8 protein-coding genes are annotated in these 11310 nt (G+C 75.6%); 6 read left to right on the plus strand and 2 right to left on the minus strand.

Annotated features, from left to right (window positions below; genetic code table 11):
* The first annotated feature begins 7 nt into the window (after nt 1-7).
* The 3 genes from ABZ128_RS04900 to ABZ128_RS04910 all read left to right on the plus strand — a co-directional run bounded on the left by ABZ128_RS04900 (nt 8) and on the right by ABZ128_RS04910 (nt 2882).
* On the plus strand, nt 8-973 hold the full coding sequence (locus ABZ128_RS04900; RefSeq protein ID WP_356846074.1) for a 2-oxoglutarate and iron-dependent oxygenase domain-containing protein: 966 nt from the start codon (nt 8-10) through the stop codon (nt 971-973).
* Between the two features lie 108 nt (nt 974-1081).
* Nucleotides 1082-2302 carry an alpha/beta hydrolase gene (locus ABZ128_RS04905; RefSeq protein WP_356846075.1) on the plus strand — a complete coding sequence of 407 codons (1221 nt, stop codon included), beginning with the start codon at nt 1082-1084 and terminating at the stop codon, nt 2300-2302.
* 46 nt (nt 2303-2348) lie between these two features.
* Nucleotides 2349-2882, plus strand: coding sequence for a GNAT family N-acetyltransferase (locus ABZ128_RS04910; RefSeq protein ID WP_356846076.1), 534 nt, complete (start codon nt 2349-2351; stop codon nt 2880-2882).
* A gap of 48 nt (nt 2883-2930) precedes the next feature.
* Here ABZ128_RS04910 and ABZ128_RS04915 read toward each other — a convergent pair whose 3' ends face one another.
* A complete protein-coding gene (locus tag ABZ128_RS04915) occupies nt 2931-3224 on the minus strand; it encodes a hypothetical protein (protein ID WP_356846077.1) in 294 nt (97 codons plus the stop codon).
* A complete protein-coding gene (locus tag ABZ128_RS04920; protein WP_356846078.1) occupies nt 3221-3946 on the minus strand; it encodes an HNH endonuclease family protein in 726 nt (241 codons plus the stop codon). The genes ABZ128_RS04915 and ABZ128_RS04920 overlap by 4 nt, the downstream gene beginning before the upstream one ends.
* A 201-nt stretch (nt 3947-4147) precedes the next feature.
* Here ABZ128_RS04920 and ABZ128_RS04925 point away from each other — a divergent pair, with 201 nt between their 5' ends.
* The 3 genes from ABZ128_RS04925 (at nt 4148) to ABZ128_RS04935 (ending at nt 11297) form a co-directional block, all read left to right on the plus strand.
* A complete protein-coding gene (locus ABZ128_RS04925; protein WP_356846079.1) occupies nt 4148-5017 on the plus strand; it encodes a DUF4132 domain-containing protein in 870 nt (289 codons plus the stop codon).
* Nucleotides 5014-9978 (plus strand): DNA-binding protein, encoded by a 4965-nt coding sequence (locus ABZ128_RS04930; protein WP_356846080.1) that lies wholly within the window; start codon nt 5014-5016, stop codon nt 9976-9978. The genes ABZ128_RS04925 and ABZ128_RS04930 overlap by 4 nt, the downstream gene beginning before the upstream one ends.
* A gap of 134 nt (nt 9979-10112) precedes the next feature.
* Complete coding sequence (locus ABZ128_RS04935; protein WP_356846081.1) at nt 10113-11297, plus strand: AAA family ATPase; 1185 nt, start codon at nt 10113-10115, stop codon at nt 11295-11297.
* Nucleotides 11298-11310 lie beyond the last annotated feature (13 nt).

The raw sequence follows: 11310 nt of genomic DNA on the forward strand, positions 1-11310 counted from the left end.
GCTCGCCGTGTCCAGTTCCCAGGTTCCCGTGATCGACCTCGGGCCGTGGCGGTCCGGCGACCCCGCCGTGCGGGCCGGGATCGCCGCGCGCGTCGACGAGGCCCTGCAAGCGGCCGGCTTCCTGCTGGTCACCGGGCACGGCGTGGACCCGGGGCTGCCCGCACGGATCCGTGCCGCCGCCCGCGCGTTCTTCCACCTCCCGGCGAAGACCAAGGAGTCCTACGCGGTGGCGGTCGGCGGCCGCGGGTGGCTCGGGCCGGGCGCCGAGGCCAACAGCCACGCGGAGGGCACGGCGTCACCGCCCGACCTGAAGGAGTCCTGGTCGTGCGCGGCGGAGGACCCCACCGGGATCGCCTCGGTCGACGCCGAGTGGTTCCGCCCCAACGCCTGGCCGGCCGAGGTGCCCGCCCTGCAGCCGCTGGTGGCCGAGTACGTCTCCCGGATGCGGGCCCTCTCCGACGAGCTGCTGGAGCTCCTCGCCACCGCCCTCGGGCTGTCCGCGGACCACTTCACCCGCCACACCGCTCACCCCACCTGGGGGTTCAACCTCAACTGGTACCCCGGCACCGAGACCCTCGGCCCGCCCCTGCCGGGCCAGTTCCGGATCGGCCCGCACACGGACTTCGGCACGGTCACGCTCCTCGACCGGGAACCGGGGGCCGGGGGGCTCCAGATCCACACCGAGGCCGACGGCTGGCAGGACGCCCCGTACGACCCGGCCGCGCTCACCGTGAACATCGGCGACCTGATGGCCCGCTGGACCGGCGACCGCTGGCGCGCGGGCCGCCACCGCGTCCTGCCGCCGCCCGCCGACGCACCGGCCGAGGAACTGGTCTCGCTGGTCTACTTCTACGAGTGCGATCCGCACACCCGGGTGGAGTCACTGCCCGCGCCGGTCGGCCGGGTACGGCACGAGCCCGTCGACTCCCACACCTACCTGCGGGCGAAGCTGGACGCGATCAGCGTCCCGTGAGGTCCGACTCAGGGGGGACGGCGGGCCGGCCCGCCCCTTCTCGCGTATGACGGTGCGTCCGCCCGTGCGGTGATGTGCCGTCAGCTGCGGCTGCCTAGCTTCGACCCCATGAGACGAAGCCGAAGCCGAAGCCAAAGCCGAAGCCGGACCGCCCCGCCGGCATCCGTCGCGTCCGTCGCCCTGTTCGCCCTGCTCCTTCCCCTGCCGCTCGCGGCCGCCGGCCCGGCCGCGGCCGCCGCCGCGCCCGCCTCCACGCCGCCGCCCGCCTCCGCGCCGCAGGCCGTGGTACCGCAGCTCCCGGCTCCGACCGGCCGTTTCGCCGTCGGCCAGGAGACCCTGCACCTGGTGGACCGCAGCCGGACCGACCCCTGGGCCGGAACCGGCCCGCGGGAGCTGATGGTGACCCTGCGCTATCCGGCGCACCGGGACACCGGCGGGCCCGTACGCCCGTACCTCACCGAGGAGGAGGCCCGGCTGCTGCTGGTGGACCGGGGGCTCGACCAGGCCGTCCCGGTGGAGAGCCTGGCCGGTACGAAGGCCTTCGCCCGGACCGGTGCCCGCCCCGTGGCCGGCCGCCACCCGCTGATCGTCCTCTCACCCGGTTTCAGCGTCCCACGGGCCACCCTCACCGCCCTCGCCGAGGAGCTGGCCTCGCGCGGGTACGTGGTGGCGGCCGTGGACCACGCCTACGAGAGCGCCGGCACCGCCTTCCCGGGCGGCCGGGTGCTGACCTGCCTGGCCTGCGAGAAGGTCACGGACGACGAGGGAAGGCGGCTGGTGGCCGGGACGCGGTCCCGGGACGTGTCCTTCCTGCTGGACCGTCTCACCGGACGCCACCCCGCGTGGCGGCACGCGGGCCTGATCGACCCCGGCCGGATCGCGATGGCGGGCCACTCCATCGGCGGTGCCTCGGCCGCCGTCGCGATGGCCGCCGACCCGCGGATCCGCGCCGGGATCAACATGGACGGCGGCATGCCCACGGTTCTCCCCTACGGCGGCCTGGGCGGCCGGCCCTTCCTGCTGCTGGGGTCGCAGGACAGCCGGCCCGGCGGTGCGGCGAGCGGCTGGGAGGCGAACTGGGCCCGGCTGGACGGCTGGAAGCGCTGGATCACCTTCGACGGCTCGGACCACTTCAGTTTCACCGACTGGCCCACCATGAGCGACCAGCTCGGCCTGCCCGCCCCCTCACCGCTGCCCGGAGCCCGCTCCGTCGACCTCACCCGCCGCTACGTCACGGCCTTCTTCGACCAGCACCTGCGGGGCATCCCGCAGCCGCTGCTCGACGGCCCGGCGGCCGGCACCCCGGAGGTGCGCTTCCACACCCCGTGAGGGAGCCGATTACCGCTGGTCGGCCCCGTTCGGCAGGATGGGGTCCATGACCGAGATCCGCACCCCCCGACTCCTCCTCCGCCGCTGGACCGACGACGACGTCGTCCCCCTGTCGGAGATCAACGCCGACCCGGAGGTGATGCGCTGGATCGGCGACGGCTCCACGCTCGACCCGGAGCAGACCGCCGACGAAATCGAGCGCTGGGAAGAGGAATGGGACGAGGAGGGCTTCGGCGTCTTCGCCGTCGAACTGCTCGCCTCGGGGGAGCTGATCGGGGCGGTGGGGCTGTCGGTGCCGGAGTTCCTGCCGGAAGTGCTGCCGGCCGTCGGCATCAGCTGGCGGCTCGGCCGGCCGTTCTGGGGCCAGGGCTACGCCTCCGAGGCCGCCCACGCCACCTTGGAGTTCGCGCTCCAGGACCGCGGGCTGGACCGGGTGGTCGCGATCAACCGCGCGGGCAACGAGGAGTCGGAGAACGTGATCCGCAAGCTCGGCATGGTGTCCGAGCGCGAGACGACCGACCCGGAACTCGGCCACCTGCTCCAGATCCACGGCATCGACCTCACGGAGTACGAGGCCTGACCGGCCCCCCGCCCCCAGGTCCGACCGCCCCGGCCGGCCCTGCGGGGATCAGCCGGGCGGCGGGGTGCGGGGGGCCTGCGCCGCACCGCCCGCACGGACTGCCGCCAGCGCGGCCGCGTGTACGGCGGCGGGGCGGCCGTGGTGCGGGACGGGGCTGCCCGTGAGGGTGTACCACTCCTCCGCGTCGGTGTACTGGATCCCGATCCGGACCAGGCCGCCCGCCGCCACCGTGGTCCGCACGGTCAGCGGTCCGGTGATCACCCCGACCTCGTCGGTCATGGCCCCGCCGGGCCCGGCGGGCACCTCGTCCTGCCATTGCACCTGCTGCTGCCGTTCCGTCATGCGGCGCAACTGTCCAGCATCTTCGTCAGCATCTTCTTCTCCGCTTCCGTCACCGTCAGGCCGTACGTGGACTTCACGGTCGTCCAGGCCCGTCCGTACTGGCACCAGCTCGACGGGTCCGGCGGCTGCCACAGGTCCGGGCTCTGATCGCCCTTCGACCGGTTGGAGGCCGCGGTCACCGACAGCAGCTGGGGGTGGGTCAGGTCGTTCGCGAACGCCTTGCGCTTGGCCGCGTCCCAGGCGGCCGCGCCCGAGCGCCACCCCTCGGCGAGCGGCACGATGTGGTCGATGTCCATCTTCGACGCGTCGGTGACCGTGGCGCCGTCGTACAGGCTCTTCCACGTCCCCGATACGGCCCGGCACTCGCCGTCGCGCGTCACGCCGGTGCCGTCCCGCTTGAGGACCACCTCGCGGGTGTCGCACTTGTCGCCCTGCTCGGCCCAGTGCGTGAACTTCGCCCGGCTGTAGCCGGCCATCGTCCCGGGCGCCGCCACCTTCAGCGCCGCCAACTGCGTCCGGGCCACGGCCGCACTGACCATTCCGGGCAGTACGTCCCCGCCGGCGGGCCCGGCACCACCGCCCGGCACCGCCGGACCGGACGGCGGCGGCGCCGACGCCTTCGGGTCCGCGCCCGAGGGAGCACCGGTACCGGAGCACCCGGCCGCGGCCAGCAGCGCCGAAGCCGCCAGAACCGCACCCCACACCCGTATCTGACGTTCCATGGCCCCACCCCGAACAGCCGGCTCCGCACCCTGTCGCCCGAAAGACTACCCAGAACCGGACATTCAACCGGCGGGCCACCCCTGGGCGGGCGTTGTCAGTGCGCCTCGCTAGTCTCCCGGCATACCGCAGCTCAGAGGGGCCTTCCCGCCCCGGTCGATGCTGCGCGGAACCGGATCGGGCAGGCGGAGGGGCACGCACTGATGGCATGGCTGGCGGCGGGCGAGGGGTACGAGATCGCCCTGGTGGAAGGGAAGGTGGCGGCGAGGTCCGCCACCGGCCGCTCGGCGGGACGGCAGTTGAAGACCCTGCCCAAGGCGCTGCGCGACCACCCGGAGGTGGACCGGCTGCGCAGGCTCGCCGCCTGGCTCGACCGGCACGAACAGGCCTGCGTGGAACAGGTGGACGCGTGGATGGTGTCCTCGCTGCCGGTGCCGACCGCACTGCTCGCCCGGGTGTGGCCGGACGAGGCCTGGCAGCGCGCGCTGCGCGACATCGCCGTCGTCGGCGAGGACCCGGACGAGGCCGGTTTCCTGCGGGACGCCGGCGACTCCGGGGAGCTGAAGGTGGTCAACCTCGACGGCGAGACCGTACGGCTCTCCCCGCGCACGGTGACCCTGCCGCACCCGGTGCTGCTGCCCGACCTGGAGGACGTACGGGACTTCGCGGCCGAACTCGGCATCGTGCAGCGCGTCGAGCAGATCCACCGGCCCACCTGGCACAAGCCCGAGGGGCTCGCGGCCACCGCCACCGAGGTGCGCGACTACGCGGGCGGGAAGTTCCCGAACCGCTTCAGCCTGGCCGCCCGGGCGACCGGCCTCGGTTACCGCGTGTCCGGAGGCTACGCCACCTGCAAGGTCCGCGACACCGGCCGCGGCGTGGAGGCGGCGGTGTGGATCGGCGAGCCGTACTACGACGACGACTCGACCACCGGTGCCCTGAGCTGGCACGACGAGGAGGGCCGGGCGGTACGCCTGGCGGAAGTCGGACCGGTGGCCTGGTCCGAGGGCATGCGGATGGCCGCGGCGCTGTACGCCGGGCGCACGATCGAAGAGGGCGGGGACGCACGATGAGCACCACCGACACCACCGGCACCACGGCCGCGACCGAGGCCGAACTGCTCCTCACGGCGGGCGCAGTGCTGCCCGTCGGCACCCCCGGCGCCGGCCCCTCCGCCGTGGACCTCACCGCCCGCACCTACCGCCACCCCGCCCTCGGCGACGACCGCGTCGTCGTCCGGCTGGCCGCCGCCGAACTGGGCCCGGCCGAGGACCTGGCCGCCGGGTTCCTGGGCCTCGTCCTCGACGAGGGCGAGCCGCCCGTCGTCGGCCTCGGCCGGCGCCAGGCCCTCGGCTTCCCCGAATGGGTGCTCGTCCACCACCCCGAGGACGGCCACCACGCCCTCGCCGTCGTCCCCGAGCTCGACCGGGCCGCCCGCCAGGCCAAGACCAAGCCGAAGGCGGCCCTCGACGCCTGCCACGAACTGGCCGGCCGGCTCGCCGCCGCGGTGCCGCACTTCCTGCCCGTCTTCTACGAGCAGGCCGCCCGGCTCTTCCTCGCCGTCGAGAACACCACGTACGCCGCCCAGATGTTCGGCCGCGCCCGCAGCAGCGAGGCCCAGCACGGCCTGGCCGTCGACGAGGACCGCCTCGACGCCGTCTTCCTCGAATTCGCCCTGGTCGGCGCGCTCCCGGTGAAGGTCCTCACCGGCTACGCCAAGGAACTCTCCGCCCGCGTGAGCCCCGACGAGGCCTACACCCGCTTCCGCCGCCTGTGCGTGCGCCGCACCGCCGGCGGCCTGCCGCCCTCCGCGCAGGCCGCGACCGAACTGCGCCGCCTGGCCCGCGCCGCCGGCCTGTCCGGCAGCGAGGCCGAGCAGGACTACCTCGCCGAACTGCTGCCGCTGCCCGCCACGCTGCGCGCCGCGTACGGCTGGTGGAAGGCCCACCGCACCGCGCTGATCGCCCTGGCCCGCCGCGTGCCGGCCGTCCGCGGCACCCTCCTCGAACTGATGCCGCCCGCCGGCGGCGACGGCGAACTGTCCGACCTGTGGCTGGACGTCCTGGAGCAGTCCGGCGCCACCGCCGGGCTCATCGACGCCGGCCTGCCCGCCGAGCAGCGGTGCGCGGACGGCACGGCCGGCTGGCTGGAGCGCTACCACAGCGCCCGCCACAGCGGCTGGGGCCGGCGCCTCACCCCGCCCGCCCTGCTCGGCCTCGTCGCCCGCGCCGCCGACCGGCTGCGCACCGAACTGGCCGCGCCCGGCCGCACCGAGGGCCTGCGCATCGGCGGCGAGGACGTGAACCTGCTCGACCTGCTGCTCTCCCTCGGCATCCCGGTCGCCGACCCCGACGAGGACCCCGCGACCACGGGCCCCCACCGCCGGCCGCAGCTCAACCTGGCCTCCTGGGCCTCTTCCGAGGAGAAGGCCCGGCGCGACCTCCTCGCCCTCGCGGCCGACCAGCGGTTCGTACCCTCGTTCCGGCGCGCGGCCGACTCCTTCGGCGACGCCGGCTCCGGAGCGGACGTGATGCGCCGGCTCGCCGCCTCGCCCGGCGGCCGCCCCCTGCTCACGGCATGGATGCAGGAAGTCGCCCGCAACTCCACTTCCTCGGGCCTGCCCGCCTTCCCCGCCGCCATCCAGCGGCTGACCTGGCTGCCCGCCGAGGCACTCGAACTCGCCCGCGACGAGGTCGCCGCAGCGGCCGCCGCCGACCTCGGCGAGATCCTCGCCCGGACCCTGCGCGGAGGCCTCTTCGAGGAGTTCGCCTGGCCCGCGTTCGAGGAGGCCCTCGTCGAGCTCGCGGACCGCAAAGCCCTGCGCCGCGGGAACCTGACCGTCGTCGAGGCCTGGCCGTACCTCATCGTCGCCAACTCCCTCCAGGTCCGCGTCATCGACGCCGACTCCACGGTGCTCACCCACGACCTGCGCGCGCCGGCCGACGGCTCGCACGGGTACGGATTCCACTACGTCGACGGCGCCCTGCTCGTCTTCTGGACCTCCTGGCCCTCCGGCGAGACCCAGGGCTACTGGCACACGGCGCCGCACCACGTCTTCTCGCTCGGCTCCTACCGCACCCGCTGGTCGATGCGCTCCGACCACATCAGCCTGCCCCTGCCCGGGGGCGGCCGCGCCACGGGCGGCGGCGTCCTGCACGCGGGGGACACCGCTCTCCCCGCCGAGCAGGCCCTGCTGTCCGACGGCACCTCGTACTGGGTGTGGCAGCGCCGCGAGCAGGACCAGGACGCCGGCTGGCGCGAGTACGCCCCGGCCGACGGCGCGCGCGGCCGGCACTCCCAGCCCGCCTTCCTCGCCGACGCGCTGCGCGCCCACCCCTCGAACGCGTTCCTCTCCGCCCGCTCCTGCTGGCTGCGGCCCGCCCCCACCGTGGACGGCTCGGCCCTCGCCGCGCCCGTCGACGGGCTCCTCGGCTGGCGCGTCGTACGCCTCCCCGGCCAGGGCTGGGAGGGCTGCGACACCGCCGGACGCACCGTCCGCACGCCCGAGGGCAGCGAGATGCCCGTCGCGGCCCTCGCCTTCCCCGGCGACGACCGGCCGCGCGCGCTGAGCCGGCGCTGGCGCGAGCTCCTCATCAGCGACCCGGACGGCGTCGTCACCGCCCAGACCCGCGGCGACCACCGCAGCAACCAGGACTTCGCCACCGGCAGCGTCGACCTCCCGCCGCTCGCCTTCTGGTACGCCCTGCGGCCCCGCGACCCGGACGGCTCCGCCGCCCTGCGCACCGCCGACCGCGACACCGTCGCCGCCCTGCTGGAGGCCGCCGCGCAGGCGGAGAAGGCCTCCGACCTGCCCGGCCTGGTCACCGCGGCCCTGCCGCAGGTCACCGCGGAGCCGCTGGTCGGCGGCATCGTCGAGGTCCTGCGCTTCGCCCTGGCCCAGCAGGAGGCCCTCGACGGCATCGCCGCCCGCCTCGACCCCGGCACGGGCGCGGCCGGCGCTGCCGACGAGCAGCAGGGACCCCTCGACGCGCTCATCGCGACCGGGCTGTCCGGCATCGTCGGCCCCGGCTACTACCACTGGGGCACCGACAACGACGTCACCCACCGCTTCCTGGCCCGCCTCGCCGAGGCGTGCGCCGACACCGCCGCCGTCGCGGTGCCCGGCCGGCTGCACTTCGACATGCCCGCACTGGAGTACTCCGCCCTGCCCTTCACCCCGCTGCTCGACGAGCCGGCCGCGGTCGCCTACCGGGCCGTCGGGCCCGGCACCACCGAGGAGGAGCGGGCCGCGCTGTGCACCGTGCTCGCCCAGGTGGACGCCCTCGGCCTCGCCTCCGCGCAGGGCTCCGCCGACCGCTGGCGGCGTGTCGTGGTCCACCTCGACCACCCCCACCTGCGCACCCCCGACGGCATCGACCGCCACCCCGGCCACCGCAGCCTGCTCCCGCTCGGCGGGGGCGCCGTCCTCGCCCGCACCGAGGACAGCCTCACCGTGCCGGACGGCCACGATTTCGGGGCGCTGCTGTACGACCCCACCGGGGCCTTCGCCGTTCCCGGCCCGTACACCGTCCGCACACAGGCCCCCCTCGGCGACCGCGAACGCGGCCCCGGCTGGCTCAAGGCCTTCCTGACCGAGGCCGCCGAGCGCGGCCCCGCACCGCTGCGCCTCGAAGCCGCCGACGAGTTCGCCCGCCTGACCGGCGTCTCCGCCACCGCGGCCCGGCTGCTGCTGGCCGGCCTGCCGAACATCGACAGCTGGGAACACCACTTCCTGCCGGCCGCGCTGCGCACCGCCCTCGATGTCAAGGCCGCCGACGCCAAGCACGCCCGCACCGAACTCAAGGCGCTCGACATCGAGGTCCGGCGCGCCGTGGTCGCCGCGCTGCTGCCCGCCGACCCGGCGCGGCTGTGGACCGAGGGCCCGGACGTGGCCGCGGCCGCGGAGGTGTGGAACCGGCGCGTGGGCCGCCGCACGCCCGTTCCCGAGTGGCTGCTCGCCGAGGCCACGCGCGCCCTGGGCACCTTCTGGGCCGTACACCAGGCACTCCCGGCCGTCCTCGACCCCGCCGCCTCCAGCGCGCTGGGCACCGACGTCGAGTGGAGGGTCCACGAGGGCCGCATCGAGCGCTGCACGCCCGGCGGTGAGGCGCTCACCGGGCCCATCCTGAACGGCGCGCTGTCGCTGACGGCCTGGCTGGCCCACCGGCTGCCCGCCGGCGACCCCGTACGCGCCGCCCTGCCGCCGGTGCTCACCGCCATACGGCAGCGGCTGGCCGCGCCCGGGCTCCTCCTCGCCCTGGGGCACTGCGCGGGGCTGGGCGCCTTCCGCGCTGCCGCCGGCACCCCGACGGAGACGGGCGAGGGCCACGAGCGCTACGGTGCGGTCGTCCTGGCCAAGGACCACTGGCCGGTGCTGCGCACCGCCCTGCTCGACTCCACCGGCTCCGACCCGTACCTGCCGGTGCTGCGCGGCACCGACCAGCGGCCCTCCGCCGTCGAGACGGCCCTGCGCCTCGCCCACCTCCCGGGCTTCGCCGCACTGCTGGCGGATCCGGGCGCCCCGGCCGCCGGCGCGGTGGACGAGGACGGCACCTGGTGGCCGCAGGACCCGGGCCTCTCGGTACCGGAGCTGGTCGCCGAGGTGTCCCAGGCCCACGGACTCGGCCAGGACGCCGCCACGGTCTACCTGATGCTGCTCGCCATGCCCGACCCCACCGACCGCAACGTGGCGCGCTGGACCGGCTGGAAGCCCGCCCGGCTGAAAGCCGCCCGCGCCGAACTGGCCGCCACCGAGCTGGTGGTGTCGGCGAGCCGGACCCGGGCCGGACGCTCCCTGTTCCTGCCCGGCGGCTGGACCGAGACGGCCTCCCCGACCGTGCCGCTGGAGTCCTGGAAGCTGCCCATGTTCGACGCCCTCGCCCCGGGCGGATCGCCGGTGCTGGGCGTCCTGGTGCCGGGTGAACCGGCCGCGGACCTCTACCGGCGGGCCTGGCAGCGGGTCCGGGAGGGCGACGTACCGCGCTTCGAGGAACTGAAGGTCAAGCGCACCCGCCCCAGGGCGGGCCGCCGCTGACACCCCCGCGCCTCGGCCGGCGCTGGGCCGGCCCTTGGGCGGCCGGCGCCCCCCCGGCCGTGGGGCGCCCGCTCGCGGCGGACGCCCCACGGCCCCCTCCCTCCTGCTTCCGGAAAACCCGAGAGGACCCTCCCATGACCCTCACCGACCAGGCCGCCGGGCCGTCGGCCACCGCGGCGGCTACGGCGCCGCCCCGGCAGATCCTGCCCGCCGAGGAGCGCCACGCGGCCGAACTCGCCTTCCTCGCCGCCCAGGACACCGGTCCCCGGCCGCCCGGCTGGGCGCTCACCCCGCGCGCCGTCGTCACCTTCGTCTGCGGCAGCGACGGCGAGGAGCTCGCCCTGCCCAAGCGCCGCGCCGGGCTCCCCGCCAAGCTGGCCATCGCCCCCAAGTTCGTCGGCGAACGCGCCCTCGTAGAGCGCTGCGTCGTCACCCTCGCCGGAGACCGCGGACTGCTGCTGACCGGTGAACCCGGAACCGCCAAGTCGATGCTGTCCGAACTGCTGGCCGCCGCCGTCTGCGGCACCAGCTCCCTCACCGTGCAGGGCACCGCCGGTACGACGGAGGACGCCTTCCGCTACGGCTGGAACTATGCCCTGCTGCTCGCCCAGGGACCCAGCCGGCAGGCCCTCGTCGACTCCCCGGTGCTCTCCGCCATGCGGACCGGACGGGTCGTGCGCGTCGAGGAGATCACCCGCTGCCTGCCGGAGGTGCAGGACGCGCTGGTGTCGATCCTGTCCGACCGGCGCGTCAGCGTGCCCGAACTGACCGCCACCGAGGACGCCGTGGTCTCGGCGGCCCCCGGGTTCACGGTCATCGCCACCGCCAACCTGCGCGACCGCGGCGTCTCCGAGATGTCCGCCGCCCTCAAGCGGCGCTTCAACTTCGAGACGGTCGCGCCGATCGCGGACGCGGACGCGGAGGCGACCCTGATCCGCCGCCAGGCCGTGGCCGCCGTACAGCGGGCGGGCGCCGCGTTCGGAGTCGACGACGCCGTGCTCGACGCGCTCGTCACCGTCTTCCGGGACCTGCGCTCGGGGCGCTCCGCGGAGGGCTGGGACGTGGAACGCCCCGGCACGGTCATGTCCACCGCCGAAGCCGTCCAGGTGGCCGCCTCCCTGGGGGTCGCCGCGGCCTACCTGCCGGGCGGCGACGTCCTGGACCTGCTGCCGGGGCACCTGCTGGGTGTGGTCCGCAAGGACGACCCGGCCGACCACGGCCGCCTGCTGGGGTACTGGGACGGCCCCGTCCGCCGCCGCGCCGAGGACGGCTCGGCGATGTGGCGCCGCCTGTGGGACCTGCGCGGGAGCCTGCGATGAGGGCGTCCCGCCC

It is taken from the genome of Streptomyces sp. NPDC006326, assembly GCF_040612915.1.
In the GTDB taxonomy this organism is placed as follows: Bacteria; Actinomycetota; Actinomycetes; order Streptomycetales; family Streptomycetaceae; genus Streptomyces.

Bases quoted from the DNA above. Each gene is read 5' to 3' on its own strand.
- ABZ128_RS04905 (WP_356846075.1), top strand. From the start codon at position 1,082: ATGAGACGAAGCCGAAGCCGAAGCCAAAGCCGAAGCCGGACCGCCCCG.
- ABZ128_RS04910 (WP_356846076.1), top strand. From the start codon at position 2,349: ATGACCGAGATCCGCACCCCCCGACTCCTCCTCCGCCGCTGGACCGAC.
- ABZ128_RS04915 (WP_356846077.1), bottom strand. From the start codon at position 3,224: ATGACGGAACGGCAGCAGCAGGTGCAATGGCAGGACGAGGTGCCCGCC.
- ABZ128_RS04920 (WP_356846078.1), bottom strand. From the start codon at position 3,946: ATGGAACGTCAGATACGGGTGTGGGGTGCGGTTCTGGCGGCTTCGGCG.
- ABZ128_RS04925 (WP_356846079.1), top strand. From the start codon at position 4,148: ATGGCATGGCTGGCGGCGGGCGAGGGGTACGAGATCGCCCTGGTGGAA.
- ABZ128_RS04930 (WP_356846080.1), top strand. From the start codon at position 5,014: ATGAGCACCACCGACACCACCGGCACCACGGCCGCGACCGAGGCCGAA.
- ABZ128_RS04935 (WP_356846081.1), top strand. From the start codon at position 10,113: ATGACCCTCACCGACCAGGCCGCCGGGCCGTCGGCCACCGCGGCGGCT.